Below are 26637 nucleotides of genomic sequence, written 5' to 3' on the forward strand. Positions count from 1 at the left end.
TCAAGGAGTTCGAGTTGAAACTGACCATCATCGGCGCCGGTGCCATCGGCGGCACGATCGGCGCCCACATGTTCCGTGCCGGGCACGACGTCACGCTGTGCGACGCGGATGAGCAGTACGTCGCCGCCATTCAGGCCGACGGGCTGCACATCGAGGGCCCGGTCAACGATTTCGTCGTCGATGTTCCGGCGATCACACCCGCTGAACTGCCCGACAGCATCGAGCACGCGATCGTCGCCGTGAAGAGTCTGCACACCCCGTCAGCCGCCGCCCTGCTGCGGGACCGACTGACCCCGGACGGTTACGTGCTGACAGTGCAGAACGGTCTCACCGCCGATACGCTGATCGACGCACTCGGGCCCGACCGCGTGATCTCGAGCTTCGTGAACTTCGGCGCCGACGTGCTCGGCCCCGGGCGGGTCCTGCAGGGCAACATCGGCACGTTCCGGGTGGGGGAGATCGCAGGAGGCAGCATCACTCCCCGGGTCGCCGAGCTGGCGGATGCTCTCCCGTACGCCATCGCGACCGACAACGTTCTCGGCTACCTCTGGGGCAAGGAGGCGTACGGCGCAATGCTCTGGGCCGGTGCCGTCTCGGACCTCTCCATCGCAGAGACCCTCGAGCGGCCCGCGTTCCGCCCGCTGATGATCGCCATCGCAGAGGAGGTGCTCGCCCAGGCTCCGGTGAAGGTGGAGAGCTTCGACGGCTTCGATCCCCGTGATCTCGAAGGCTCGCTCGACCGCCTCGTCGTCTTCAACCGCAAGAGCGCCAAGAGCCACAGCGGCATCTACCGCGACCTCATGATCCGCAAGCGGAAGACCGAAGTCGACGAGGTGCACAAAGACATCCAGGGGCCGATCTTCGATCGCGTCGTGGAGATGATCCACGACATCGAGCAGGGCCGGCGCACCTGCGAGGTCGCGAACCTCGACGAGCTGGCGGCGATCGTCGCCCAGGAAGCGGCATGATGCGCACGATCGTCGACGTGATCACCGTCCCGGTGCGCACCGGCTTCTACGCCGACGACCAGTCGGCGATCCGCGCCGGTGCGACGCGCGACGGTCTCCGTTACGTCGGAGACCCGCTGACGCCCGGGTTCGCCTCGATTCGCCAGCCCGGTGAGGCGCTCTCCGTGTTGCTGGTGCTCGACGACGGGCAGGTGGCCCACGGTGACTGCGCGGCGGTGCAGTACAGCGGCGCAGGCGGCCGCGACTCCGTGTTCTACGCCGAACGCGCCTCCGCCGACGTCGCGGAGTTCGTCACGCCGCTGCTGCTCGGGCGCGCCCTCGACAGTTTCCGTGGGCTGACGGCTGAGGTCGATGCGGTTCGCACCGGGAATGGGATCCTGCACACCGCCATCCGCTACGGCATCAGCCAGGCGATCCTCGGCGCGGTGGCCGCGGCTCGCGGGATCACCATGGCCGAGGTCGTGCAGCAGGAGTACGCCACGGACACGCCCATCATTCCCGTTCCCATCTACGCGCAGACCGGCGACGACCGCTACCTCAACGCGGACAAGATGATCCTGAAGGGTGTGGATGTGCTTCCGCACGCCCTCATCAACACCGTCGAGAAGCTCGGCGTGCGCGGCGAAATCCTCGAAGAGTACCTGCGCTGGCTGGTCGCGCGCATCGATGAACTGCGCCCGTCGGCCGACTACCGGCCGCGCATCCACATCGACACGTACGGCACGATCGGCATGGCTTTCGGCGGAGACGTGGGCGCAGTCGCCGAATACCTGACCGGTCTCGCCCAGATCTGCGCACCCTACGAGCTCGCCGTCGAGCATCCGATCGACGCCGGCGGCCGTGCTGCCCAGATCGAACGATATGTGGAGCTCCGGCAGCAACTGCGCGACCGGGGAGCCCGGGTGCGTATCGCCGTCGACGAATGGTGCAACACGATCGACGACATCCGGCTCTTCGTCGAAGCGGGTGCCGCCGACATCATCCACGTGAAGACCCCCGACCTCGGCGGGGTGAACGACACGATCGAGGCCCTGCTCCTGGCCAGGTCGGCCGGACTAGAGGCCTACTGCGGGGGGACGTGCAACGAGACCGACCGCTCCGCCCAGGTCTCCGCGCACATCGCGATGGCGTGCGGAGCCAGCCAGGTTCTTGCGAAGCCCGGGATGGGCGTCGACGAAGGCCTGATGATCGTCGGCAACGAGATGGCACGCACGGCCGCTCTCGTCAGTGCGCGGTCCGTCGTGGCGTCGGCGGCTTGAAACCGGACGGCTGAGCAGCGCTCACGCCGACACGAAACACGAAACACAACGGCCGGGAAGATCGGCCTGAGATGGGAAATACACGTGAAGATCTACGACCGAAACTGGATGCAGATCGAGGACTACCTCGACCACGACGACCGGATCGTGCTTCCGGTCGGATCGACCGAACAGCACGGCTACCTGTCGCTCGGCACCGACGCGATCCTCGCCGAGCGCGTCGCGGTCGAGGCTGCGGAGCCCCTCGGCATTCCGGTGCTGCCCGCCCTTCCGTTCGGGATGAGCCCGTACTTCACGGCCTACCCGGGCAGCATGAGCCTGCGGATGAGCACATACATCGAGGTCATCCGCGATCTCCTCGACGTGATCGCCGGCCAGGGGTTCCGCCGGGTCGCCCTGGTGAACGGCCATGGCGGCAACGCGCCGATAACGGGGCTCATCCGCGAGTGGACGAGCGTGCACCGCGACGAGCCGGTCGAGGTCCTCTTCCACAGCTGGTACAACGCACCGCAGACTGCAGCAGCGGCCAGCCGGTTCTCCGATGTGCAGTTGCACGGCGGTTGGGTGGAGAACTTCGCGTGGACCCGAGTCGACGGAGCCGAGGTTCCCGAGGGCTCGATCGAGCCGCTGCCCCGTGAGGTCACGGCTTCCCTGTCACGCATAGAGATGCGCACCGCTTCACCCGACGGCAGTCACGGTGGCGATTACGGACGGCCGGATGCTGACATGCAGACCGTCTGGGACGCTGGGGTGCTCGAAGTGCGCGACCTGCTCGAGAACGGATGGATCCGCAAATGAGCGACGAACTCACCTTTCCACCCGTCGAGTCGGTTCTTTCGGAGCTCGCCGAGTATGTCGCGATCCCGAGCGTGAGCCGCAGTGCCGACATCGGCACGATGCGCCAGGCAGCCTCCTGGGTCGCGGCACAGCTCGCCTTCGCGAACGGCCGGGTCGTCGAGACCGAAGGTTTTCCGCTCGTGCGGGCCGAATGGCTGAACGCACCGGGAGCCCCGACCGTCCTCGTCTACGGACACTACGACGTGCAGCCGACGGGCGACCTCGACGAGTGGGCTTCAGACCCGTTCGAGATGACGATCGACGGCGATGTCGCGCGGGGCCGAGGAGTGACCGATGACAAGGGCCCCGTCCTGATCGTTCTGAAGCTCGCACAGGCCTTCATCGAGCAGCGCGGAGTGCTCCCGCTGAACGTCAAGTTCCTGATCGAGGGCGAGGAGGAGATCGGCAGTCCCAGCCTGCCCGCCTATGTGCGTGAACACGCCGCGGAACTTGCTGCCGACCTGGTGATCTCTGCCGATGGCGCGCAGTGGCGGCCGAGCGAGCCTTCTCTGTCGACGGCTTCGAAGGGTCTCGTCTCGCTCGACATCGTCACCAGTGGGGCGAAGTCCGACCTGCACTCTGGGCGATTCGGCGGAACGGTCGCGAACCCGGTGCACGCCCTTGCGACGATCCTCGCCAGCCTGCACGACGACCAGGGACGCATCGCGGTCGACGGGTACTACAACGGGGTCGACGACATCGACGACCGACGACGAGCCGAGATCGCGGCGGTCGCCTTCGACGATGCGGACTACTGTGAAGCGCTCGGCGTCTCCGAGCTCCACGGCGAAGCCGGCCTCACCACGCTTGAGCGGTTGTGGGAGCGACCCACCCTCGAGATCACGGGCGTGAGGGGCGGCGGCAAGTATTCGGTGATCCCGCACACGGCGACGGGGCACATCGTGTCGCGACTCGTTGGACGCCAGGATCCTGACGCGGTGGTCGCCGCGATCGAGCGCCACGTTCGCGCCATCGTGCTGCCGGGCATCGACGTGACGATGCGGGTCGACCAGGCGCGCGTGCCTGCCTACCGGATCGATGCCCAGCATCCAGCGATCAGGGCGGCGACGGCGGCACTGAACCATGTCTACCCGGGCGACGATGTGCTGCTGGCGGTCATCGCAGGAACCTTGCCGGCGACGACGTTGTTCGAGGAGACCATCGGCGCCAAGACCCTCTTCTTCTCGTTCTCCACGTCCGACGAGAACCTGCACGCGCCGAATGAGTTCCTGCGCATCCGGCGTATCCATGAGGGGCTTCGCGCGTGGGAATACCTCTGGAACGTGCTCGCCGCCGGCCCGCATGTGCTCGAACCCAATGATTTTCTCATGGAGGCCGCACGATGAAGCAGTACCACTCTTACGACTACCTGCAGGGTGACCTCGGGCTCCCCGTCGATCCGTTGGCGCCCGAGATCGGTCGCGTCCCCGCCTACCAGGCGCCGGTCAGCCCGGAGGACGTGGCGCACGCCGAAGCACTGCTCGCCGCCAACGTGACGATCAGCCTGCACGACCACCCGGTGCGGTTCCCCGACGACATGGCCAACACCCCGGCTTACAACCGCACGGGGCGTCAGTACACCGCGTACGAAGGACTCGCCGCATCCGGTCTGACCGCCGTCTTCGACAACATGATGGACGGCACGGCGACCGTCACCGGCAACACACCGTGGCAGTGGGATGACGTCGTCACCGACCTGGGGATGCGCCAGGCCGACCTCGCGCACCAGCGCGACGTCGTCGTGGTACGGACCACCGACGACATCCGGGCGGCCCACGCCGCCGGGCAGGTAGGGCTCGTCTTCGGGCTCGAGGCCGCGACGCCGATCGGCAACGACCTCGACAAGCTCGACGTCCTGTTCGGTCTCGGCATTCGCCAGATCGGCATCGCGTACTCCGACTCCAACGGACTCGGTGCCGGACTGAACGAGACCCACGACTTCGGGTTGACGAAGTTCGGCCATGCGGCGGTTCGCAGGATGAACCAGCTCGGGCTCGCCATCGATGTCTCGCACTCGTCCGACCGCACCGGGATCGAGGTGGCGGAGGCGTCGGACAAGCCGGTCTTCATGACCCATGCCGGCGCCCGTGCGCTCTGGGACATTCCCCGGCTCAAGTCCGACGAGGCGCTCAAGGCCGTCGCAGCCACCGGCGGGGTGATCGGGATGTCGGCCGCACCGCACACCACGATCTCGTACGAGCACACGAAGCACAGCATCCTCTCGGTCATGGATCACTTCCTGTACTGCGTCGACCTGGTCGGAATCGACCATGTCGCGTTCGGCCCCGACACGCTGTACGGCGACCATGTCGGTCTGCATACGACCTTCGCCGGGCTGCTGAGCTCGGCGGCCGCGACGACGACCCCGTACGAGAGGGTGGCGTACGTCGACGGGCTCGAGAACCCGACCGAGAGCTTCCACAACATCGCGGCCTGGCTCGTGCATAACCGCTTCTCGGACGAGGACATCGCCAAGGTCCTGGGCGGGAACATCATGCGTGTCCTCGATGAGGTGTGGGTGTGACCGAGAGCGCAACCTTGACGGTGCGCGCCAGGGAGGCATCCGACCTCGCAGCGGTTGTCGGCTGGGTGCCCGACAGCGGTGCACTCCATCTCTTCGCTGCGACCAGCCTCGCGTGGCCGTTGACGCAGCAACAGCTCGCCGACGTCGGTGAGGTTCCAGGCCGGACCTCGTGGATGCTGGTCGACGTCGCCGACCCCTCGGCGCCGCTCGCGCATGCGGATCTCACAGTCAAGGGCGATCGCGCGAGGATCGGCCGTGTCATCGTCGACCCGGCGTGCCGCGGCCGCGGGCTCGGTGCAACCCTCGTGGGCCTTGTCGTCGAAGAGGCTCGCCACGTCGGTTGCACACAGGTCGACCTGGTCGTGATCGAGGGCAACGCCCGCGCTTTCAGAACATACGAAGGCCTGGGGTTCAGGTACGAGCCCGCCTCCGACATCGACGGCATGATCGGCATGATGCTGGAGCTCGACCTCTGATGGCCGGTGTGGGCCGCATGCCCTATCTCTACGACCGAAGCGGAGCCGAGTATCCGATCGACGAGCCGCGCTGGGGCGGCGCCGACGGCTCGCCCCTGATGGTCTCGGCGCTCGGCGGGATCACCCGCGACGACGTCGATCGCTCCGAGCGGTCCCACTGGCGCTACGCGGCCGCCCTCCCGGTACCGCTGCCGCGCCTCTCACTGGGGGAGGGATGCACTCCGCTCCTCCCGGCGACAGTCCAGGGCATCCCGGTTCTTGCCAAAGCCGAATGGTTCAATCCGTCGGGCAGCTTCAAAGACCGTGGCACGTCCGTCATGCTGGCGATGCTCGCCTCGCAGTACATCTCCGAGATTCTGGAGGACAGTTCGGGCAACGGGGGAGCATCCGTCGCCGCCTACGCCGCAGCAGCCGGAATGGACGCGAAGATCCTCGTACCCGAAGGCACCGCGCCCGGCAAGATCGTGCAGAGTCGCGCCCACGGGGCCCGGATCGAGCTCGTTCCCGGCAACCGGCAGGCGACATCCGACGAGGCGATCCGGCAAGCCTCCACCCGGTTCTACGCGAGCCACAACTGGCATCCCTTCTTTCTGCAGGGAGTCAAACTGCTGGCGTACGAGATCTGGGAAGACCTGGGCTTCCGAGCCCCGGACGCCGTCATCGTGCCTGCCGGATCGGGCAGCCTGATCCTCGGATGCGCGCTCGGCTTCGGCGAGCTCGTCGCGTCCGGTGCGATCCCCCGTATCCCGCGCATCCTGGCGGTGCAGCCCCGTAACTGCAGTCCGCTCGCCGCCGCCTACACAGCGGGCGAAACGTCTGTGCGGGACGGAGACTGGCGCCCGACTCTGGCTGAGGGAACCTCGATCGCGCATCCGGTGCGCGACCGCGAAGTGCTCGCGGCGGTCAGGGAGTCGGGTGGCGACTTCCAGGCCGTCGCCGAGGAGTCCATCCCGGATGCCGTACTCACGCTCGCAGCGCAGGGCCTCTATGTAGAGCCGACCAGTTCGATCGTCGCGGCGGCGGTGCCCGGGTTCGTCCACCACGGCATGATCGGCCCCGGCGACACCGTGGTCATGGTGCTCACGGGCTTCGGACTGAAGGCAGGCCACACGATGGCGGACATCGTCGACCGCACCGAAACGACAAGGAACACGTCCAGATGAAACCTCTCGCAGATCTCCGCATCATCGCCGTGGAGCAGTACGGCGCCGGACCGTTCGGCAGCGTGCACCTCGCCGACCTCGGCGCCGAGGTGATCAAGATCGAAGACCCCAGCAGCGGGGGAGACGTCGGGCGTTATGTCCCGCCTTACCAGAGCGGCGAGGACAGCCTCTTCTTCGAGGCGTTCAATCGCAACAAGAGGAGCATCGGGCTCGATCTCTCGACCTCTGCCGGCCGCCGGGTGTTCGAAGACCTCGTTCGGGTCAGCGACGTCGTGTACTCGAACCTGCGCGGCGACGTGCCCGCGAAGATCGGCATCACCTACGGCGACCTGAAACACCTGAATCCTGAGATCGTGTGCTGCGCGCTGACCGGCTTCGGGATGACCGGCCCGCGCGCCAACGAGCCCGGGTACGACTACATCCTTCAGGGTGCGGCGGGCTGGATGGACATCACCGGCGAGCCCGGCGGGCCGCCGACCAAGTCCGGCCTTTCGCTCGTCGACTTCTCAGGTGGCCTCGTCGCTGCGATCTCGATCCTCGCCGGGGTGCACGCCGCGCGCCGCGACGGGGTCGGCATGGACTGCGATGTCAGCCTGTTCGACACCGCGATCTCGATGCTCACCTACCCGGCCATCTGGAACCTCAACGGCGACTTCACCCCGCGCCGTACGCGTCACTCCGCCCACCCGTCACTGGTCCCCTTCCAGGTATTCCAGGTCGCTGACGGCTGGATCGTCGTGGCGAGTCCGAAAGAGAAGTTCTGGCAGCGGCTCGCCGCCGCACTCGGGCGCCCTGATCTGGCCGAGGATGTGCGGTTCCTCGACTTCGGCGCCCGTCGGCGAAACGCCGATGAGCTGCTGCCGATCCTCGACGGCATCTTCCTGACGAAGACGGAACACGAGTGGCTCGACCTGCTCCGTGCCGCCGGCGTGCCCTGCGGGCCGGTCAATTCCGTCGCGCAGGCGCTTGCCGACGAACAGACGGTCGCACGTGGAATGGTTGTCGAGTCCGAGCATCCGGAGTTTGGCACGGTGCGGCAGCTGCGGAGTCCTGTGCGTGTGGGCAATGAGCCCGTAGAGTACCGCCGGGCACCGCGCCGGAACGAAGATGCCGGGTATGTGTACGCCGAAATCCTCGGTTACGACGCCGAACAGATTCGGCGGCTGAGGAGCGGCGACCTCGAACCCGCCGCTCAGGGAGGGCAGGGCTGATGACGATCCGGGAAGGCTGGCAGGGCCGCTTCTATGAGGACTTCGAGGTGGGTGACGTGTATCGGCACGGTCTCGGGCGTACCATCGCCCAGGCGGACAACATCTGGTTCACCCTCCTCACCCAGAACACGGCGCGCGTCCACTTCGACGCTCACTATGCCGCACAGACCGAGTTCGGGCGTCCGCTGGTGAACTCGGCGTTCACGATCGCCCTGGTTACGGGGCAGTCGGTCAGCGATGTCTCGTACAACGTGATGGCGAACCTCGGCTGGGATACTGTGCGCCTGCCCCATCCGCTGTTCGAAGGCGATACGGTCTATTCGTCGTCGGAGGTGATCAGCCTGCGCGAATCCCGGTCCCGACCGCAGGTGGGCATCGTGACAGTTCACACCACAGGAACCAACCAGCACGGCGTTCCTGTCATCACCTTCGACCGCACCGTGATGGTCTACCGCCGCGGGTTCGGTCCAACGCCGGGTCCTGTCGACGCACCATGACCTCGGTGAGTGATGAGTCAGCGGCCCTTCGTGCCGCCCGCTCGTTCCTGTTCGTTCCCGGCGATCGGCCCGATCGTGTCGGTCGGGCGCTGGCCTCCGAAGCCGACGCGGTCATCGTCGACCTCGAGGATGCCGTGCGCGCTGAACAGAAGCACGTCGCCCGTTCGGTCGTACGCACCCTTCGCGCCGGATCGGGCGCTCGTCCACTGGTGCTCGTGCGCGTGAACCCCTTCGGCTCGTCCGCGTTCGCCGAAGACGTCGCGGCCGCGCTCGAGGGCGGCGTCAGCGCGTTGATGGTCCCGAAGTTCGTTCCCGGACCCCAGGCCGACGGACTCGACGAGGCGTTGTCGGCGATCGAGCAGGCACACGGCACCTCAGCAACGTCGGTGGTCGGGCTGATCGAATCGGCCGCCGGGATGCTCGGTCTATCGGGTCAGTTCACTCTTGCCGCGCGCTTCTCGCGTCTCGCTTTCGGGGCGGCCGACTACTACGCGGACCTCGGACTGGCGTACCAGCCTGGGGGAACCCACACCGAACACGCCATGGCCACTCTCGTCGTAGCGAGCGCAGCGGCGGGTCTGGCCGCACCTCTCGCCTCCCCCCATTTCAAGCTCGACGGCGAGGCGGCCCTCGCCGGAGCTTCGCGACGGGCCTGGGGCCTCGGTTTCGGGGGTGCGCTGTGCATTCATCCCGCGCAGTTGCCGACGGTCAACTCGCAGTTCCGGCCGAGTGACGAAGAGCGGGCTTGGGCGCGACGCGTTGTCGACGCCTGGGACGACCCTCACAACCGTGTGAGTGGCGCGATCCGGGTGGAAGGCGAACTCGTCGATGAGGCGATGGTGCGCCGCGCTCGACAGGTGCTTTGAGTGACAGGCCACATCGACGCGGCGAACGGCCCGCGTGCCGGCGGGCCGAGCTTCTGTCGCTTGTGACAAACGAGCCATGCACCCCGCGGGAACGAATTTCGCGCCGCTGTCGAAATGCCCCTTCCCCGTTCGTGGCACTGGTGAGAGAAAGGAACTCACTATGAAACTCACGATCAGCCTGCAGGTCACCCTGGACGGAGTCGCACAGGCGAATGGCGGGAACAACGAAGAGATGGACCCCGGATTCACGCGCGGCGGCTGGGCGCTCGCGTTCGACGACAAGGATGCTGCCCAGTACATCCTCGACACCTGGCGTCGTCCGGATGCCATTCTGCTCGGTCGCAGGACGTTCGGCCTGTTCGAGACGTTCTGGGGAGCCAGGAGCGACGACGGTTGGTTCGGTGAGGCGATCAGCTCCAAGCCGAAGTACGTGGTCTCGAACACGCTGACCGCTCCTGCTTGGGCGCACACCACCGTGATCTCGGGTGACGTCGCCGCCGAGATTCGCGCACTCAAGGCACAGCCGGCCGGTGAGCTCCTGCTCGTCGGCAGTGCTTCGCTCGCCCGGTGGCTCCTGGAGAACGAGGTGGTCGATGAGTTGAACCTCGTCCAATTCCCGGTGATCGTCGGGGAGGGTCGGCGGTTCTTCCCGCAGGACGGCCTGGACTTCGGGCTGGAGCTGCAGGAATCGAGGGTGTTCGAGACCGGCATCGTTGCACTCACCTACAGCGTGGGCGGCCGGCCCGCCTACGCGGAGTGAGAGGATCGACGGCATGCAGTACTTGGTCAACGTCATCGACAACCGCAGCGAGTCAGGGACCGCCGAAGAGGCTGTCGCGATCGACGCGTTCAACGAGAAGCTGGTGGCCGGAAGGAACTGGGTGTTCGGGGCCGGTCTGGCCGACCCGACCGCATCGACCGTCATCGACGGCCGCGGCGACGAGCCGGTGTTCACCGACGGCCCGTTCGTGGAGGCGAAGGAATGGGCGGCGGGCTTCTGGATCATCGAGGCCCCCGACCTCGACGTCGCCCTGAAGCTGATGGCAGAGGGCTCGAGGGCCTGCAACCGCCGCCTCGAGATTCGTCCGGTTCTTCCGCCGCCGGAGTGAGTAACGTCCGCGACGCGCTGACCCGTGCCCACCGCGAGGAGTGGGCGCGGGTCGTCGCGACGCTCGCCAAGCGCTTCGCAAACCTCGACACCGCAGAGGACGCAGCCGCGGAAGCCTTCGCAACCGCAGCTGAGCGGTGGCCCGAGGACGGCATCCCGCCGGCGCCGGGCGCGTGGCTGACGACGACCGCGACGCGGAAGGCGATCGACAGGATCAGGCGCGAGAGCACGCGCGATGTCAGGCACAGGGAGGCGATGCTCGTGTACGACACCGAGCCGGAGCCCATCGGCGTCATCGACGACGATCGACTACGGCTGGTCTTCATCTGCTGCCACCCGGCGCTCGCGATGGAAGCGCGGATCGCCCTGACGCTCCGCATGGTCGGCGGCCTAAGCGTGCGGGAGATTGCGAACGCGTTCTTCGTGCAGGACACGACGATGGGCGCCCGCATCACGCGCGCGAAATCGAAGATCGCCGCCAGCGGCATCCCGTATCGCGTGCCCGCCGCCGACGACCTGCCCGCCCGGGTGTCGGGGGTGCTGGCGGTGCTGTTCCTGATCTTCAACGAGGGCTACCTGGCGTCGGGACCCGCTACTCCGCCGATGCGCGAGGAGCTCACGGGGGAGGCGATCCGCCTCACCCGGCTGCTGCGCGAGCTGCTGCCGGCGAACGGCGAGGTCACCGGGATGCTGGGGCTGATGCTGCTGACCGAGGCGCGTCGGGGGGCGCGCGTCTCGCCGGCGGGTGAGCTGGTCCCGCTTGCCGAGCAGGACAGGGCCTTGTGGGATGCCGCGCTCGTCTCCGAGGGGCACGCCCTGGTCCGCGAGCGGCTGGCTTCCGGTCTCGCGCCCGGGCGGTATCAGCTGTTGGCCGCGATCAACGCGGTGCACACTGACGGCGCCACGACCGACTGGACGCAAGTCGTCGCACTCTACGATCAGCTGGTGCGGCTCGACCCTTCTCCGATCGTGCGGCTCAACCGGGCCATCGCGGTCGGCGAATGCGACGGCGCCGACAGGGGACTCGCACTGGTCGACCGTCTCACGCCCGAGCTCAGCGGGTATCACCCCTTCCATGCGGCCCGGGCGCTGTTGCTCGCACGTCTCGGCCGGGACGCCGAAGCGCGGGAGGCATATGGTGCCGCGAGCGCGCTCGCGGAGAATTCCGCCGAGATCGCGTACCTCGAGCGGCGTCGGTTCGAGCTCCCTCCTAGGTGTACTGACCTAGGCCGGTGTTGCTGCACATCCAGACTCTCCCTGGGTGGCTGCGGCAGATGTGCGGGACTAGATTGTCGCTAGCGCCCGAGCGCGGGCCCGAAAATGTGACGGCGATGGCGATGGCGGTGGAGAGTGAGCTTGGAATCGTCTCCAGTGGCTGAGCAATCTCCGGACGACCAAGAGCGCACGGTCATGGTGCACCCGAAGCGCACTTTCCAGGGTGTCCTGCGGGCAGGAGCATTGGCATCCGTTCTTCTGGTGGGTGCAGTGATCGGCGCGTTGGCATGGGCGAACATCGGAGGCTATGAGGCGTTCTGGCGTCAGCCGGTAGGCATCAGCGCCGGGCAGTTCAGCCTGACGTACGATTTGCGAACGTGGGTCAACAGCGGCCTGATGACGCTGTTCTTCCTTGCCGTGGGACTGGAGGCCAGGCGGGAGTTCGACCTCGGCGACCTCCGGGACAGGAGGCGCCTGGTCCTTCCTATTACCGTCGGTCTGGTCGGCATGGCCGTGCCGGTCGCCATCTACATCATCGTCAACCAGGGACTGGACTCGGCGCGCGCCTGGGGTGTGGCGATGTCGACGGATACCGCCCTCGCCCTCGGCATCCTGACGCTCCTGGCGAAGCGGGCGCCGAAGCGGACTCGTACGTTCTTGCTGACGGCGTTCGTGGTTGATGACGTTGCCGCGCTGGTCATCATCGCCCTGCTTTACAGTGGGCCGATCTCAGCCGGCCCTCTGATCGTCGCCGTTGTCGCATTCGGGGGGATCATCGCTGCCCGGCGTCTTAGTCGCACGCTCGCGAGGAACGTGGCGATAGTCCTGGGTGTGCTTATGTGGTTCGCGCTACTGCTGAGCGGTATCGACCCCGTGGTGTCCGGTCTCGCCATCGGTCTGGCGACGACGGCCTACGTTCCGGTGCGGGCAGACCTGGAGCGGGCCACAGGATTGGTCCAGCACTATCGCGAGAGCCCCAACGCCGAACTGGCCAGGTCAGCTGCGGCTGGATTGGCGGATTCTCTCTCCGAAAACGAGCGCATACTCTACCGGCTGAGCCCCTGGACGAGCTACGTTGTAGTGCCGATCTTCGCGCTCGCGAACGCGGGCGTCGTCATCACGGCCGAGCTGCTTGGTCGCGCCTCCACCAGTGCAGTGACCATCGGTATCGTCCTCGGTTACGTGCTCGGCAAACCCATCTCTGTCGTCGGCAGTTCGTGGTTGCTGAGCAGGTTCTCCGGCGGCAGGATCCATCCGCAGGTCGGCTGGCTGTCGGTGGTGGGAAGTGGCACGGCAGCGGGTGTCGGGTTCACGGTTTCTCTTCTCATCGCGAGCATCGTCCTCTCCGGTCCCGAACTGGCTGAGGCGAAGGTCGGAATCTTCCTCTCCGTGATCGGGTCGGCTGCGCTCACCTGGCTGGTCTTCCAAAGCGTGCGATTCATCCCAGCGAACAAGCGGACGTCGGCCCTGAATGGTCGCCCCGACCCGACGCTCGACCTTCTTACGCCGATCGACCCGCTTGTCGACCACCTTCGCGGGGCAGCGGATCCACAGGTCACGGTCGTCGAGTACGGCGATTTCGAATGCGGCTTCTGCGGCCGCGGTGAACGCACGGTGCTCGAGCTGTTGGAACGCCATCCCGACGTCGCGGTGGCATGGCGACATCTTCCGCTCACCGACGTGCACCCGAACTCTCTCCGGGCCGCCGAGGCGGCCGAGGCGGCCGGCGCACAGGGGGCATTCTGGCCGATGCACGACCTGCTCCTCAATCATCAGGACCACCTCGGCATCCGCGATCTGGAGGGTTACGCGGCGCAGTTGGGGCTTGATTCCGAGCGGTTTGTTGACGATCTCCTCAGTCACGCTTACGCCGACCGAGTCCGGAAGGACATTGATTCCGCCGATGAGAGCGGCGCGGCGGGCACACCGACCTACTTCATCAACGGCCGACGCCACGAGGGTGCCATCGACGTCGATTCCCTTTCCAAGGCGGTTGTCGCGGCGCGCGCGTCAGCCACGTCTTCGTGAGAATCCGGGCTTCTGGGTCTCTAGCTGTCCCTGGCGTTCAGCGGGAGCCGCAGTACCTGCCCGAGTACACGAACGGGCACCTGGCGCGCGTTCTGCGATTGCAAGCAACCGTTCACGTCTTAGCGATGTAACCTCAGCGCGCAGGAAGATGTTCAGCACCGGGACCGACGAGGAGACGAATGCCATGAAGAGAGACCTCTTCACTGACGACCACGAAGCGTATCGCGACGCGGTTCGCGAGTTTCTGAAGCGCGAAGTCGTCCCGAACTGGGAACGCTGGGACGACGAGCACATGATCGATCGCTCGGTCTACGTGAAGGCGGCCCAGACCGGTCTCTATGGACTGCAGATCCCCGAGCAGTACGGTGGCGCCGGTGAGATGGACTACCGCTACCGGATGGTCGTCGCCGAAGAGATCGCGAAGACGGGGGCCACGTCGTTCGCGGTCACCATCGCGGTACAGGACGACCTCGTGCTGCATTACCTTCGCGACCTGACGACGGACGAACAGAGGGAGCGCTGGCTTCCGCCGTTCGCCGCCGGTGAGCTCATCGGCGCGCTCGCGATGACCGAACCGGGCGCGGGCAGCGACCTTCGCGGCATCCGGACCCGTGCTGTGCAGGACGGCGACGACTGGATCCTCAACGGCCAGAAGACCTTCATCTCTTCCGGCATCATGGCGGACGTCGTGATCGTGGCCGCCCAGACCAACCCCGACGCCGGCTCGAGGGGCTTCACTCTGTTCGTCGTCGAGACGGGCATGCCCGGCTTCGAGCGCGGCCGCCAGCTCGACAAGATCGGCCTCATGGGTCAGGACACAGCGGAACTGTTCTTCCGTGATGTGCGTGTTCCGGCTGCGAATGTGCTCGGCGGGGTGGGACGCGGACTGCAGAACCTCATGAGTCATCTTCCGCGGGAGCGGCTCGGCCTCACGATCAACGCGTTCGCGAAGGCCCGCGCGATCTTCGAGGAGACCCGACGCTACTGCGCCGACCGTGTCGCGTTCGGCAACACCCTCGACAGCCTGCAGCACGTCCGTTTCGAGCTGGCGGAGATGTCGACCGAGCTCGACGTCGCCGAAGCGTACGTCGACAAATCGGTCCTCGCCTACAACGTCGACGAGCTGACGCCGACGGATGCGGGCAAGGGCAAGTGGTACCTCACAGACCTCGAGAAGCGGGTCATCGACCGCTGCCTGCAGCTGCACGGCGGATACGGCTTCATGCGTGAGTTCCACGTCGGCCGTGCGTATATCGACACACGGGTCGAGACGATCTACGGAGGAACCAACGAGATCATGAAGGACCTCATCGGTCGCGAGCTAGTGCAGGAGCTTCACCGACACGAGTGAGCTGCGAACAGTGAGTCGGCGAAATGGCGCCAGCGCCCACGGAAATCGATCGACGGGTCGCGGAGCCAGTTGAGCTGAAGGCCGTCCATGAACGAGAGGTAGTCGACGACGAGGGCGTCGGCTTCCTCCGGTGGAAGGTCGAGCCTCGGAACGAGCAAGGTACGGGCCTGCTGAAGGCGCTCCTGAAAATACTCGTGTGCAGGATGGTCCGGATTCAGCGCTTCGGCTGAAAGCACTGTGTAAAGGCGGATGATCTCCGGCTGTTCGAGGTTCCTCTCCACGAGCGCGTCGAGGATGGCCCGGAACTCGGCGAGGCTCGAGGGCGGTACCGACCCGGGAGCCACGGCTTCGACGTCGAGCTCGTCCCTGTGGCGGAGCACCTCGACGAGCAGTTCCTTCTTCGACGCGAAATGGTGGAGCACGCCGGCGTGGGTGAGGCGGCTGGCTTTCGCGAGCCCGGCCATCGTGAACCCCTGGTATCCATGGTTCGCGATCTGGATCGTCGCCTCGGCGAGGAGTTGCTCGCGTCGCTCGTCGGCAGTCAGCCGAATGCGACGGGGTCCAGCGGTCATACGTCAGTTTCCCTTGACTTGCGCGGATATGTCGTTTCATCCTACTATCCCTTACCTAGGGCAACTTAAGTAAGGACCTGCCAATGTCAAAGAAGACCGAAGCCAAGGTCACGGAGTTCAGCTCCGCCGTCGATCGACTGCGGGGCGGTGCGGTGCTCGGCGACGAGGTGGAAAGCCTGCTCAGCGCGTTCACGCCCGACGAGAAACTGTCGCTCCTCGACGGCGACCAGGACTTCTGGCCCGGGATGGCCGACATGCTCACGAACGGCTACAACGTGCGCCCCATCGTGATGGGCGCCATCGACCGGCTCGGCGTCCCGGGACTGCGGTTCAGCGACGGCCCGCGCGGAGCCGTCGTCGGGGATTCCACGGCTTTCCCCGTGTCGATGGCCCGCGGCGCGACGTGGGACATCGACCTCGAGGAGCGCATCGGCGTTGCGATCGGCCGCGAGCTTCGAGCGCAGGGCGCGAACTTCTTCGGCGGAATCTGCATCAACCTTCCAAGGCATCCTGCCTGGGGTCGAGCCCAGGAGACCTACGGGGACGACCCGATCATCCTCGGCGAGCTCGGCGCGGCGCTGCTGCGAGGCATGCGCCGCAACGCGATGGGCGTTGTCAAGCACTACGCGCTGAACTCGATGGAGAACGCGCGCTTCAGCGTGGATGTCACGGCAGACGACGCGACCCTGCACGAGGTCTACCTTCCGCACTTCCGCCGCCTGGTGGAAGAGGGCGTCCACGGTGTGATGACCTCCTACAACTCCGTCAACGGCGAATGGGCCGGACAGAACGAGCAGCTCATGGAAGGCATCCTGCGTGAGGAGTGGGGCTTCGAAGGCGTGACCGTCTCGGACTTCATCTTCGGGCTTCGCGACGCGGCCCTGTCGCTGCGGGCCGGACTCGACGTCGAGGAGCCGTTCCGTCAGCAGCGGGCGCTCCACCTGAAGGACGACCTCGACGCAGGGCGCGCGTCGTGGGAGCACGTCGATCGCGCGGCACGCCGGATCCTCGCCACACAGCTCGCGTTCTACGCGTCGCCCCTGGACGACGAGCCAGGGGAAGACGTCGTCTTCTCGGCCGAACATCGTGCGCTCGCTCGCGAGGCCGCCGCGCGGGCGATGGTGCTCCTGAAGAACGAGTCGGTCGAGGATGTTCCGCTCCTCCCGCTCGACGGCCCCGCGCTCTCGACCGTCGCCGTGATCGGACGGCTCGCCGACCTGCCCAACACCGGTGACAAGGGATCGTCGAACGTGCGATCGCCGCAGGTCGCGACAGCCGTCGACGGACTGCGCGCGGCGCTTCCCGACGCGCGAATCGAATTCGCCGGGGATGACGACCCCGCCGCAGCGGCAGAACTCGCTGCGCGGTCGGACGTCGCGATCGTCGTCGTCGGCTACACCGCCGAAGATGAGGGAGAATTCCTCGACGCGACGACCATGGCGACTCCCGAGGTCGCTGCAGTCTTCCCGCCCCTGCCGGAAGGCGTGCCCGCCTTCGATCTGGCAGCGTCCACTGTGATGGGCGAGGCCGCAGGCGGCGACCGGGCGAGCCTGAGGCTCCGGCTCGCGGATGTCGAGATCATCAAGGCTTCGGCCGCAGCCAACCCGCGCACGGTGGTCGTCATCGTGACCGCCGGTGCCGTCATCACCGAAGAATGGCGCGAATCGGTGCCTGCGGTCGTGGTCGGCTGGTACTCCGGAAGCGAAGGCGGGCACGCGCTCGCCGACGTTCTGCTCGGGCACGTGGATGCTTCGGGCCGGTTGCCGTACTCGATCCCGACGAGCGAAGACCACCTCCCGTATTTCGATCGCGACGCAACAGCGATCACCTACGACCGGTGGCACGGACAGCGCCTCCTCGATCGCGACGGCATCCCTGCGGCCTTCCCCCTCGGATTCGGTCTCTCCTATACGGAATTCCTCGTCACCGACTTCGAACTCGGAGCGGTCGTGGGCGAGTCGTTCCAGGCGTCCGTGACAGTCACCAATGTCGGCCTTCGAGACGGTCGCCACGTCATCCAGCTTTACGGAGTGACGGAGGCGCACGACTTCCCGGCGCGTGTGCTGCTCGGCTTCGCGCCGGTCGTCGTGAAGGCGGGCGAATCCGCGCAGGTCACAGTGACGGGCTCGACCCGGCCACTGATGCGCTGGAGCGCTGCCGGATTCGTCCCCGCCGCCGATGAAGCAACCATCGAGGCTGCTTCCTTCTCGGGCGACCCGTGCGCACTGCACGGTCGCCTCGAGTTCAGCTGACCCGTCCACACCTCTGTTTCCCACCCGGTCACACCCGACACCCAAGGACCGTTCGATGACGAACCTGCACGTTCCGCGCGATGGCACGACGGAATTCTCGATCAATCCCTTCCTCCCCCCGGATGAGTACATTCCGGATGGCGAGCCGCACGTCTTCGGCGACCGCGTGTACGTCTACGGTTCGCACGACCTCTCCGGTATGAAGGGCGGGATGTGCGCCGGTGACTACGTCTGCTATTCGGCCTCGCTCGAAAACCTCGCCGACTGGCGCTACGACGGAGTCATCTACAAGCGCAGGCAGGATCCGTACGCCGATCGGATGACCGAGGCCGGCGACAGGATGGGGCTGAAGTCCTACCTCTTCGCTCCCGACGTGATCGAGATCGACGGCACGTACTACCTGTACTACGGCGTCGCCCTCGGCAAGTCCGGCCTTGCACTCGCAGTGTCCGACTCTCCGACCGGACCATTCGAGTACGTCGGCCGGGTCCGGTACCCCGAAGACGCGAAGCCGGCCGGCTGGACCGACGACGTCGACGGCATCGAGGACGGCGACATGGCGTTCGCCGCCGGTCGGCCACTGATGGACGCTCGCGGGATGCACATGAAGGGGTACCCGTACGACCCGGCGCTGCTGGTACACGATGGCCGGCTGTTCCTGTATTACGGCTGCGCGTACTGCTACGTCGTCGAACTCGACATGAGTGATAAGCGAACCGTCGTCAAGAACCCCGATACAGGCACATACGAGACCGAGATCTTCGCCGGGAATGGGTGGGGCATGCTGGCCGGACTCGCTTTCGGGCGGGGGCCCGAGCTGCAGTTCGGCAACGGCCCTTCGATCCGCGAGATCGACGGTCGGTTCGTTCTTGCGTACTACGCTTCCGGACGCGGACGGTTCAACGGCATGTACCACGCGGTTGCATCCGATCCTCGCGGCCCGTTCACGCTCGCCGGCCCGCTCGTCTCCCTCGGCAACGTCCGGTATGACAACCAGGTTGGTGCGACCGACCGGGTCGGGAACATCCACGGAGGGATGTTCGAGGTCGACGGCACCTGGTACCAGATCTATCACCGCCACACGAAGGATGGGCGCCAGGCCTGCGCCACACCGCTCACCCGCAAGGCGGACGGAACGTTCGAACACGCCGAGTACACCTCGCAGGGCTTCAGCACCGACCCGCTCCCGGCGTTCCGGCGCTGGCCGGCCTACATGGCGTGCTACCTGACCGACGGGCGGGGTCGAGGCTCTACCCGCAAGCGAGGCCCGAACGTCGCCGAGCGCGCCTTCCTCGGAGGCCCGGATCGGCGCGACGCCGCGAACGAGGGGATCGTCTCTGTGGTCACCGGCCTCGCCGAGGGCAGCGTCGTCGGGTTCAAATACTTCGACTTCGCTGACGGGCAGGACTCGCCGACGACCGTGACGGTCGAGCTGAACTCGGAGACCGCCGGCACCGTCGACGTACGAGTCGACGACCCGACGAAGGGGCCGCTGATCGGAAGCATCCGCGTGACGCCGACGGGCGGTCGGTGGGCTCCGTTCGAATCGGATATGCGCCCGACCTCCGGAGCGCACGCCATCTATCTCGTCTTCCACCCCGATGGCCCGAGCCTCGGATCCATCGCCTCGATCGAATTCTCACCCACCGCTCACTGACGAGCAACCCGAGAGGAACACCGAACACATGACAATCACGTCCGACTCCACCGAAGCAGTCCCCGAAGGTCTTGACGATCCTCAGCCGCCCATCAAGGGGCTACGGCGCCTCTTCATCTGGATCATCCCCGCCAACATCGGCATCTTCATCCTGTGGGGATCCATCCTCGGAATCCTGCTTCCGGCGCAGATCGCGGGCATCGACCCGGCGAACAAGATCGCCAACCTCGCGATCATCGCGACGATCGGTTCGTTCACCGCGATGATCGGCCAGCCGATCGCCGGTCTTCTCTCCGACCGCACCCGTTCGCGTTTCGGTCGGCGCTCCGGGTGGATCATCGGCGGCGCGATCATCGGCGGGCTCGGCCTGGTCGGCATGGCCGCCTCCTCGACGATCGTCGAGGTCGCGATCGCCGCGACCATCATGCAGGTCGCCTATAACTTCGCGCAGGGGCCACTGAGCGCGGTGCTGCCGGATCGCGTTCCGCGCAAGTCGCGCGGCACCTTCTCGGCGCTGTCCGGTCTCGGGGTCATGGTCGGGGCGCTCGGAGGCCAGATCCTCGGATCGAAGCTGGCTGCGAACATCCCCGTCGGCTACCTGTTCCTGGCCGGCTTCAGCATCATCATCCTGAGCCTGTTCGTGATCTTCAACCCCGACCACTCCAGCAAGGAGCAGGTGAACGAGCCGTTCTCGCTGAGCATCTTCCTGCACACCTTCTGGGTGAGCCCGACCAAGCACCCCGACTTCTTCTGGGCGTTCACCGGGCGCCTGCTGCTCTACACCGGCTACTTCATGGTCACCGGCTACCAGCTCTACATCCTGACCGACTACATCCACCTCGGTTCTGCCGGCGCCCTGGCCGCGATCCCGCTGTTCGGTATCGCCAGTCTCCTCGGCATCATCGTCGCGACGGTGGTCGCGGGGCCGATCTCCGACAGAATCGGCCGCCGGAAGCCGTTCGTCTTCGCCTCGTCGATCCTCGTCGGTGCCGCCCTGATCATCCCCATGGTCTCGCCGACCTTCGCTGGGTGGCTCGCGTTCTCCGTCGTCTCCGGTCTCGGCTTCGGCGCGTTCCAGTCGGTCGACCAGGCGCTGATGAGCGAGGTGCTTCCCTCGGCGACGTCGTTCGGCAAGGACCTGGGCGTCGTCAACATTGCGGCGACCCTGCCGCAGACCATCGCCCCCGCCGTCGCCGGATTCATCATCCTGTCGTTCGGCGGCTACATCGCGCTGTTCCCGATCGGCATCGTCCTGTCGATCCTCGGCGCCTTCGCCGTCTGGTTCATCAAGGCGGTCAAGTAGGCGCACGCCGTCCCGACAAGAATTCGAGGAGCAGCCCGGCCGAGCATGACACTTCCGGTCGAGCGTGCCTGTTGGGCCGTGCGCTCTCGACCGGAACATGCACTCTCGGCCCACCCGGCGATGAGAGATCCGCCCCAATAGGATTGGGGGCACCATCGGCAGAGTCGGGAGCATTTCGCGTTGGACACCATTCCCAGGTCAGCGCCTGATGACGCGCCGCGTCGTGGCGACCAGGGAAAGAAGACCCCGGCTGCGATCGCGCGCCACGGCCGGCTGAAGGCGGGTGGCGCCGTTGCGACGGTGATGAAGGTGCTGGCGGCGACGCTGGCTGTCGCGCTGGTGAGTGGAGCATCCGTCGCCACCATCGCCCTGTGGGACGTCACGAGCAGCGTGAAACCGCCGGTGCACCTGGTCAGCGAGAAGACCGCAGGGCCGATCCCGCAGATCGGCGCGATCGACGGCGGCGTCAACCTGCTGCTCGTCGGAAGCGACAGCCGGCAGGGGCAGGACCCCATGTTCGGCACCGGCGCCGACGCGGAAGGGGTGCTCAACGACGTCACGATGCTCCTGCACATCTCGCAGGACCACAAGAACGCGACCGTGGTGAGCTTTCCGCGCGACATGTATGTGCGCATCCCGTCCTGTCCCGACCCGAAGGGCGGCAGCTTCTCGGCGATGTCGTCGCAGAAGATCAACACCACCCTCACATACGGCGGGCTCCCGTGCACGGTGGAGACGGTGGCGCAGCTGACCGGGCTGGACATCCAGTTCGCTGCCCTCATCCAGTTCTCCGGCGTCATCGCCATGTCGAACGCGGTCGGCGGAGTGCCCGTCTGCGTGGCCGACAAGATCGAGGACCGATACACGAACACGTTCCTCGACCCCGGGATGCACACCCTCAGCGGGGTCGCGGCGCTGCAGTTCCTGCGCACCCGCCACGGCGTCGGCGACGGCTCCGACCTCGGCCGCATCAGCAACCAGCAGGTCTTCCTGTCGTCGCTCGTGCGCACCATCAAAAGCTCCGACACCCTCGCGAACCCGGTCAGGCTGTACGCGCTCGCCAAGGCGGCCGTGAACAACATGGTGTTGTCGGACAGCCTCCACAACATCGACCGTATGGTGCAGATCGCACTCGCCCTCAAAGACATCGACCTCGACAAGGTGGTGTTCATCCAGTACCCGACCGGGGCGTCCGGTAACGGCGTGAAACCCATCACCGACGCGGCGGATGCTCTGACCGCGGCCCTCAAAGCGGACCAGCCGGTCGTGCTGTCGGGTGGCACCGCGCCCGGCGACATCGGCTCGGTCGTGCAGACGCCGACGCCGACGCCGGTGGCGCCTTCGACACCTGGCATTGTGGCGACGCCCACACCGGCCGCGTCGGCGACAGCCGCGCCGACCGTGCTCCCGGATGCGGTGACCGGCCAGACCGCGGCCCAGAACACCTGCTCGAAGGGGCGTACGCTCAACAATCAGTGAACCCGTTCACGGAAAGGACGAAGCGATGACGGATGCACGAACCAGTGGTCCCACGCCTCCCGGCTGGCTCCCCGACCCCACGGGGGCCGAAAGGCTCCGCTGGTGGAACGGGCACGACTGGACCGACCACTACGCGCCGCTTCCGCAGGCCGCGCCGGGTGCGCCGCTTCCCGGCGAACGGCCGCGGCTGCCGGAGACGACGCCGGTCTACAACGTCTACATCTGGCTCGTCATCGCAGTGCCGTTCCTGGCCTTCCCGTTGCTGTTCCTCTTCTCGCCCGGGGTCTTCGAGTTCAACCCGCTGGGCTCGCGCTCCGAGATCGCGCACGCCACCGCATCCATCCTCGGCGTTTCGCTCGCCGTCGGCGCGATCAGCTGGGTGCTGTGGGCGGTCACCGTGCTCTTCGCTTTCCTCGACTGGCGCGAGCTGAAACGTTCGGGTGTGGAGCGGCCGTTCCACTGGGCGTGGGCGTTTCTCTCCTCACTGGCGTACGTGATCGGGCGCAGCGTGATCGTGCACAAGGTCGCCCGGCCGCGCGGGCTGGCCACGATCTGGTGGCTCATCGGCGTCACGGCGGTTTCGTTGATCATTTCGATCGTGTGGAGCATCGGGCTGACGTCGTCGATCGTGCAGTACTACTACAACAATGGGTACACGGGAGCGCTCGGGATCTGACGGGGTTCGGCTTCCGTGCGGCTTCCGTGCGGCGCCCGTGCGGCCCGGCGGTCGGCCGGCGCGGCGACTGAGAGAACGCTGTCCGGTTCGGGGTTCGGCGTCCGTTATGATAGCTGTCGTGCGTCTGCAAGCCGGGCGCGCTGGAGACGTCGCATAGTTCGGCCTAGTGCACCACCCTGCTAAGGTGGAGTGCCCTTTACAGGGCACCGTGGGTTCAAATCCCACCGTCTCCGCAAAAAATGCTGGTCAGAAGCTATTTTGTCGATGGCATCCAGCCTTATTCGGGGCCTCTCTGCCGCTTCTGGAATCGCGCCCCAGGCAGTGATGGGACAGGGGAGTCCCGGAAGCGTGTTTCCGGGAGACGGCACTGTTGTGCTCCGTGACTTCGCGGATCCTCGGCCCGGTCCTGGTGAAGTCAGCTTGCGGATCCGCGCTTCCGGCAGCGATCTGCAACTCGGGAGGCAGTGGATGACCTGTTTCCCACAGTTGGACGATCGACGAGGCCGAAGCGGCCTATGCCTGGTTCGACAAACAGGATGCGGGTAAGGGCGTCTTAGAGTTCACCGATTGACGAGACGCTGTCGCAGTTAGAGAGATACGAGAGGCTGCGCAAAATCCCTCGGCGCATATATGATATTCAAAACATAGGACTGAGTCTTCAAAGGAGAAACCCATGGCCCTTTCCGCACAGGCGATCGTCGACACCCACAATCGCGGACTGCACGAGCGCGACTTCGATCTTTTCGGCAGCATCTTCGCCGACGATGTCGCCGTCGAGTTGCCCGGATCATCATTCAGCGGACTGGATTCGCTGAAGGGTGTGCTGGGCGTCTTCACCACTGCCTTCCCCGACATCAAGCTCACCCCTCGCCAGATCTATGGCGACGGCGAGGCGGTCGCCGTCGAACAGGTCTTCACCGGTACGCACGACGGGCCGCTCGCTACTCCTGACGGCGAGGTGCCTCCGACGGGTCGGGCCGTCACGTTCACCATGGTTGACGCGTTCGTGCTTCGCGGCGGCAAGGTCGTTGAGCACCGCGTGTATTACGACAATCACTCGTTCCTGACGCAGCTCGGTCTTCTCGGCTGATTCCGAACGCGGAACACCAAAGGGCGGATCCTCCGAGGAGGATCCGCCCTTTTTCTCGACCGAGCGTCTACTTCAGGACGCGGTCATGGATGTGCGCCACCGGGTGCGCCTGTTGGACCTCGACGACATTCCCGTTCTCGTCGCGCGGCACCTCGAGCGCCGAGAGGTCGACATCCCCGGACATCGAGGCCACCTCGATCAGGTAGCCGTCCGGGTCGGCGACCATGGTGACGCTGGCGGGGCCGAGCGAGATGGGCTCGAAAACGAGTTCGCCGCCGGCAGCCTTGGCACTGGCCACAGTCTTGTCGATGTCGTCCGTGAAGACCACGAGTGCGGCATGGGTGGGCTGACCGGAGTGCACAGGCTGAGACTCGCCCGCCATGACAACGAACGAAGCGCCGGCTCCGTCGACGAGGATCGCCTCGCGGATGTCAGGGTCGAGGAACTTCGCCCGTTGGGTCAGCGTGAGACCGAACACCGTCGTGTAGAAGGCGATCGATCGGTCGACGTCACTCACGACAATGCGCGATGCGTAGATGCTTGAAGCCATTCGTTGCTCCTTCGTAGTTCGTGGGTGAGGGTCAGGCCTGAGCGGCGGCTTGTGCGGCTGCGTGCGCGCCGATCGCGGCGGCGAGATCGGTCTCGATGCCGATGTACTCCTCCACCGTGTGGGCCAGACCGTTCTCGGTCTGCACGATGATCGTGTCGTTGATCCTGAGTCCGGCCAGATCGATCGAGAACTGCACCAGGAAGCCCTTCTCGGTGACCGTGTACCTCGGGTTCTCCAACGGCGGCAGGCCGCCGGCCTTGTGCACATTCTCGATTGCGAGGTCGAGGCTCACCCAGATGTTGTCGTTCGAGTGCCAGACCCTGGCGTCCGGGATGCAGAGCTCTCGGAACTCCTCGACGTTTTCGAGTGCGTGCAGCCAGCGCTGGGCGAGTTCTTCGTTCGTGTATGTCATCATTGACTCCTTCTATTCGGGTATTACATGTGGTGGATTACGTTTCACGCATAATGCATTTCGTGAAGGACGGGCGATATTCAGTTGTCTGTCAGGTGGTGCGGGTTCAGATCTCGTCGAGGTGGACGAGGGTGCCGATGAACGAGCGCATTGTCGCTGCGATGCCGACCGAGTCGTGGTCAAGCAGCCACTGCATCTGGATGCCATCCAGTAGCGCGATAATCGAGGCCGCAGCCTGAGCGGTCGGCGCAGCTCCGAGATAGAGGCCGTCCGCTGCAAGCCGGTCGAGGCAGGCCGTCACCGCCTGCCGATATCGCTCGCGATCTTCGCGGAAGCGTTCGTGCGCGGGGTGGTCGAGCGCAGTAGCCTCACTGGCGACGATCACGTAGAGCTGAACGGTGCCAGGCATCGTCTCCAGGGCCTCAGCGAGTCGAATGATCCCGCGCAGCAGACCACTTTCGCCGTCACCGAACGCCACCTCCTGCGCCCACTTGTCGCGACGTTCCAGAACCGCGAGAAACAGTTCCGCCTTGTCGGCGAAGTAGTGGAAGATGCTCGGTTGGCTGATGCCGGCCTTTTCGGCGATGGCTCGGAGCGAACCGGCGGTGTAACCGGTTTCCGAGAACACCTCGATAGCGCCGTCGATGATCGCCTCGCGCTTCGCCTTTCCTGTGGCATAGGGACCGCGAACGCGATGGCGACGCGTGTCTTCGGTCGAGGCGGTGTCCACGTTCGGGTGCTCCAAAGCCGAGGTCACGCCGGGGAGCAGGTCCTCGTGTGGATCCTCGTTGATCCGTCATCTGATGCACGGCCATGGGCCGCATGGGCATGAACCTTGATCGCTCGATCGAGGTTCATATGAAATATAGTATGTGCGACCTGGCTTTAGCAAGGCTGATCGTCAAGCTGGGATGCGTGACCTCGCCGGCTGAGCCACGGCTTACGCTGCGCTTGTTGTCTGGGATGCGAATATGCATAATATATAAAGTTCTAAGCGTGATAATGCGACAAAGAGAGCCAGGCTCTCGATCAGGAGCGGGGTCGGATCGACTTCCGTCAGCCACGACCTTGCGCCGAAGCGCGCGTGCTCGTGAACAAGAGTGGAGAGACGATGGCGTCTCAAACGCAGTCGGAGTATTTCGT

General features: G+C 65.9%; 25 protein-coding genes and 1 tRNA gene. 22 read left to right on the plus strand and 4 right to left on the minus strand.

The features are described 5' to 3' along the window. Nucleotides 1–14 precede the first annotated feature (14 nt). From ACPPVQ_RS01910 to ACPPVQ_RS01980, 15 genes are all read left to right on the plus strand, one after another. Nucleotides 15–968 carry a ketopantoate reductase family protein gene (locus ACPPVQ_RS01910; RefSeq protein ID WP_426518069.1) on the plus strand — a complete coding sequence of 318 codons (954 nt, stop codon included), beginning with the start codon at nt 15–17 and terminating at the stop codon, nt 966–968. Then, nucleotides 965–2227 (plus strand): methylaspartate ammonia-lyase, encoded by a 1263-nt coding sequence (locus ACPPVQ_RS01915; protein ID WP_426518071.1) that lies wholly within the window; start codon nt 965–967, stop codon nt 2225–2227. The genes ACPPVQ_RS01910 and ACPPVQ_RS01915 overlap by 4 nt, the downstream gene beginning before the upstream one ends. A gap of 84 nt (nt 2228–2311) precedes the next feature. Beyond that, nucleotides 2312–3025: a creatininase family protein gene (locus ACPPVQ_RS01920; RefSeq protein ID WP_426518073.1), complete on the plus strand. Its 714-nt coding sequence runs from the start codon at nt 2312–2314 to the stop codon at nt 3023–3025. Further along, nucleotides 3022–4410, plus strand: a complete 1389-nt coding sequence (locus ACPPVQ_RS01925; RefSeq protein ID WP_426518075.1) for a M20/M25/M40 family metallo-hydrolase — start codon at nt 3022–3024, stop codon at nt 4408–4410. The genes ACPPVQ_RS01920 and ACPPVQ_RS01925 overlap by 4 nt, the downstream gene beginning before the upstream one ends. Further along, nucleotides 4407–5588, plus strand: a complete 1182-nt coding sequence (locus tag ACPPVQ_RS01930) for a dipeptidase (protein WP_426518077.1) — start codon at nt 4407–4409, stop codon at nt 5586–5588. The genes ACPPVQ_RS01925 and ACPPVQ_RS01930 overlap by 4 nt, the downstream gene beginning before the upstream one ends. After that, nucleotides 5585–6064, plus strand: a complete 480-nt coding sequence (locus ACPPVQ_RS01935; RefSeq protein WP_426518079.1) for a GNAT family N-acetyltransferase — start codon at nt 5585–5587, stop codon at nt 6062–6064. The genes ACPPVQ_RS01930 and ACPPVQ_RS01935 overlap by 4 nt, the downstream gene beginning before the upstream one ends. Further along, entirely contained in the window at nt 6064–7227 is a 1164-nt protein-coding gene (locus tag ACPPVQ_RS01940) for a pyridoxal-phosphate dependent enzyme (RefSeq protein ID WP_426518081.1), read from the plus strand. Before ACPPVQ_RS01935 ends, ACPPVQ_RS01940 begins: the two co-directional genes overlap by 1 nt. Further along, nucleotides 7224–8438, plus strand: a complete 1215-nt coding sequence (locus tag ACPPVQ_RS01945) for a CaiB/BaiF CoA transferase family protein (RefSeq protein ID WP_426518083.1) — start codon at nt 7224–7226, stop codon at nt 8436–8438. Before ACPPVQ_RS01940 ends, ACPPVQ_RS01945 begins: the two co-directional genes overlap by 4 nt. Beyond that, nucleotides 8438–8935, plus strand: a complete 498-nt coding sequence (locus ACPPVQ_RS01950) for a MaoC family dehydratase (protein ID WP_426518085.1) — start codon at nt 8438–8440, stop codon at nt 8933–8935. Before ACPPVQ_RS01945 ends, ACPPVQ_RS01950 begins: the two co-directional genes overlap by 1 nt. Before the next feature lie 5 nt (nt 8936–8940). After that, entirely contained in the window at nt 8941–9801 is an 861-nt protein-coding gene (locus tag ACPPVQ_RS01955; protein WP_426518087.1) for an HpcH/HpaI aldolase/citrate lyase family protein, read from the plus strand. Nucleotides 9802–9961: 160 nt separating this feature from the next. Further along, entirely contained in the window at nt 9962–10561 is a 600-nt protein-coding gene (locus ACPPVQ_RS01960) for a dihydrofolate reductase family protein (RefSeq protein ID WP_426518089.1), read from the plus strand. A gap of 13 nt (nt 10562–10574) precedes the next feature. Continuing rightward, a complete protein-coding gene (locus ACPPVQ_RS01965) occupies nt 10575–10910 on the plus strand; it encodes a YciI family protein (protein WP_426518091.1) in 336 nt (111 codons plus the stop codon). Beyond that, complete coding sequence (locus tag ACPPVQ_RS01970) at nt 10907–12208, plus strand: RNA polymerase sigma factor (RefSeq protein ID WP_426518093.1); 1302 nt, start codon at nt 10907–10909, stop codon at nt 12206–12208. Before ACPPVQ_RS01965 ends, ACPPVQ_RS01970 begins: the two co-directional genes overlap by 4 nt. A gap of 72 nt (nt 12209–12280) precedes the next feature. Further along, nucleotides 12281–14152 (plus strand): Na+/H+ antiporter NhaA, encoded by a 1872-nt coding sequence (locus ACPPVQ_RS01975; RefSeq protein ID WP_426518095.1) that lies wholly within the window; start codon nt 12281–12283, stop codon nt 14150–14152. A 184-nt stretch (nt 14153–14336) separates the two neighbouring features. Continuing rightward, nucleotides 14337–15503 (plus strand): acyl-CoA dehydrogenase family protein, encoded by a 1167-nt coding sequence (locus ACPPVQ_RS01980; RefSeq protein WP_426518097.1) that lies wholly within the window; start codon nt 14337–14339, stop codon nt 15501–15503. On the opposite strand, the gene ACPPVQ_RS01985 is transcribed toward ACPPVQ_RS01980, so the two are convergent. Beyond that, entirely contained in the window at nt 15488–16075 is a 588-nt protein-coding gene (locus ACPPVQ_RS01985) for a TetR/AcrR family transcriptional regulator (RefSeq protein ID WP_426518099.1), read from the minus strand. The genes ACPPVQ_RS01980 and ACPPVQ_RS01985 overlap by 16 nt on opposite strands. Before the next feature lie 83 nt (nt 16076–16158). On the opposite strand from ACPPVQ_RS01985, the gene ACPPVQ_RS01990 reads away from it, so the two are divergent. From ACPPVQ_RS01990 to ACPPVQ_RS02020, 7 genes are all read left to right on the plus strand, one after another. Further along, the gene (locus ACPPVQ_RS01990) at nt 16159–18327 is read left to right on the plus strand and encodes a glycoside hydrolase family 3 C-terminal domain-containing protein (RefSeq protein ID WP_426518101.1); all 2169 of its coding nucleotides are present in this window, start codon (nt 16159–16161) and stop codon (nt 18325–18327) included. A 55-nt stretch (nt 18328–18382) separates the two neighbouring features. After that, entirely contained in the window at nt 18383–19984 is a 1602-nt protein-coding gene (locus ACPPVQ_RS01995; RefSeq protein WP_426518103.1) for a carbohydrate-binding protein, read from the plus strand. Between the two features lie 28 nt (nt 19985–20012). Continuing rightward, nucleotides 20013–21287: an MFS transporter gene (locus ACPPVQ_RS02000; RefSeq protein ID WP_426518105.1), complete on the plus strand. Its 1275-nt coding sequence runs from the start codon at nt 20013–20015 to the stop codon at nt 21285–21287. A 180-nt stretch (nt 21288–21467) separates the two neighbouring features. Further along, nucleotides 21468–22766, plus strand: coding sequence for an LCP family protein (locus ACPPVQ_RS02005; protein ID WP_426518107.1), 1299 nt, complete (start codon nt 21468–21470; stop codon nt 22764–22766). A 25-nt stretch (nt 22767–22791) separates the two neighbouring features. After that, a complete protein-coding gene (locus ACPPVQ_RS02010; RefSeq protein WP_426518109.1) occupies nt 22792–23442 on the plus strand; it encodes a DUF2510 domain-containing protein in 651 nt (216 codons plus the stop codon). Nucleotides 23443–23584: 142 nt separating this feature from the next. After that, nucleotides 23585–23675 (plus strand) — tRNA-Ser (locus ACPPVQ_RS02015). Nucleotides 23676–24115: 440 nt separating this feature from the next. Continuing rightward, nucleotides 24116–24532, plus strand: a complete 417-nt coding sequence (locus ACPPVQ_RS02020; RefSeq protein WP_426518111.1) for an ester cyclase — start codon at nt 24116–24118, stop codon at nt 24530–24532. 67 nt (nt 24533–24599) lie between these two features. Here the strand turns inward: ACPPVQ_RS02020 and ACPPVQ_RS02025 are convergent, their stop codons facing one another. The 3 genes from ACPPVQ_RS02025 to ACPPVQ_RS02035 all read right to left on the minus strand — a co-directional run bounded on the left by ACPPVQ_RS02025 (nt 24600) and on the right by ACPPVQ_RS02035 (nt 26224). Beyond that, on the minus strand, nt 24600–25082 hold the full coding sequence (locus ACPPVQ_RS02025) for a VOC family protein (protein ID WP_426518113.1): 483 nt from the start codon (nt 25080–25082) through the stop codon (nt 24600–24602). Between the two features lie 31 nt (nt 25083–25113). Beyond that, nucleotides 25114–25494, minus strand: a complete 381-nt coding sequence (locus tag ACPPVQ_RS02030; RefSeq protein ID WP_426518115.1) for a hypothetical protein — start codon at nt 25492–25494, stop codon at nt 25114–25116. A 106-nt stretch (nt 25495–25600) separates the two neighbouring features. After that, nucleotides 25601–26224 (minus strand): TetR/AcrR family transcriptional regulator, encoded by a 624-nt coding sequence (locus ACPPVQ_RS02035; RefSeq protein ID WP_426518117.1) that lies wholly within the window; start codon nt 26222–26224, stop codon nt 25601–25603. Nucleotides 26225–26637: the final 413 nt, after the last annotated feature.

It is taken from the genome of Leifsonia sp. McL0618 (genome assembly GCF_049994905.1).
GTDB lineage: Bacteria > Actinomycetota > Actinomycetes > Actinomycetales > Microbacteriaceae > Diaminobutyricibacter.

Coding starts and splice junctions, on each gene's coding strand:
- ACPPVQ_RS01915 (WP_426518071.1), top strand. CDS start 965: ATGATGCGCACGATCGTCGACGTGATCACCGTCCCGGTGCGCACCGGC.
- ACPPVQ_RS01925 (WP_426518075.1), top strand. CDS start 3,022: ATGAGCGACGAACTCACCTTTCCACCCGTCGAGTCGGTTCTTTCGGAG.
- ACPPVQ_RS01930 (WP_426518077.1), top strand. CDS start 4,407: ATGAAGCAGTACCACTCTTACGACTACCTGCAGGGTGACCTCGGGCTC.
- ACPPVQ_RS01940 (WP_426518081.1), top strand. CDS start 6,064: ATGGCCGGTGTGGGCCGCATGCCCTATCTCTACGACCGAAGCGGAGCC.
- ACPPVQ_RS01945 (WP_426518083.1), top strand. CDS start 7,224: ATGAAACCTCTCGCAGATCTCCGCATCATCGCCGTGGAGCAGTACGGC.
- ACPPVQ_RS01950 (WP_426518085.1), top strand. CDS start 8,438: ATGACGATCCGGGAAGGCTGGCAGGGCCGCTTCTATGAGGACTTCGAG.
- ACPPVQ_RS01960 (WP_426518089.1), top strand. CDS start 9,962: ATGAAACTCACGATCAGCCTGCAGGTCACCCTGGACGGAGTCGCACAG.
- ACPPVQ_RS01965 (WP_426518091.1), top strand. CDS start 10,575: ATGCAGTACTTGGTCAACGTCATCGACAACCGCAGCGAGTCAGGGACC.
- ACPPVQ_RS01980 (WP_426518097.1), top strand. CDS start 14,337: ATGAAGAGAGACCTCTTCACTGACGACCACGAAGCGTATCGCGACGCG.
- ACPPVQ_RS01985 (WP_426518099.1), bottom strand. CDS start 16,075: ATGACCGCTGGACCCCGTCGCATTCGGCTGACTGCCGACGAGCGACGC.
- ACPPVQ_RS01990 (WP_426518101.1), top strand. CDS start 16,159: ATGTCAAAGAAGACCGAAGCCAAGGTCACGGAGTTCAGCTCCGCCGTC.
- ACPPVQ_RS01995 (WP_426518103.1), top strand. CDS start 18,383: ATGACGAACCTGCACGTTCCGCGCGATGGCACGACGGAATTCTCGATC.
- ACPPVQ_RS02000 (WP_426518105.1), top strand. CDS start 20,013: ATGACAATCACGTCCGACTCCACCGAAGCAGTCCCCGAAGGTCTTGAC.
- ACPPVQ_RS02010 (WP_426518109.1), top strand. CDS start 22,792: ATGACGGATGCACGAACCAGTGGTCCCACGCCTCCCGGCTGGCTCCCC.
- ACPPVQ_RS02020 (WP_426518111.1), top strand. CDS start 24,116: ATGGCCCTTTCCGCACAGGCGATCGTCGACACCCACAATCGCGGACTG.
- ACPPVQ_RS02025 (WP_426518113.1), bottom strand. CDS start 25,082: ATGGCTTCAAGCATCTACGCATCGCGCATTGTCGTGAGTGACGTCGAC.
- ACPPVQ_RS02030 (WP_426518115.1), bottom strand. CDS start 25,494: ATGACATACACGAACGAAGAACTCGCCCAGCGCTGGCTGCACGCACTC.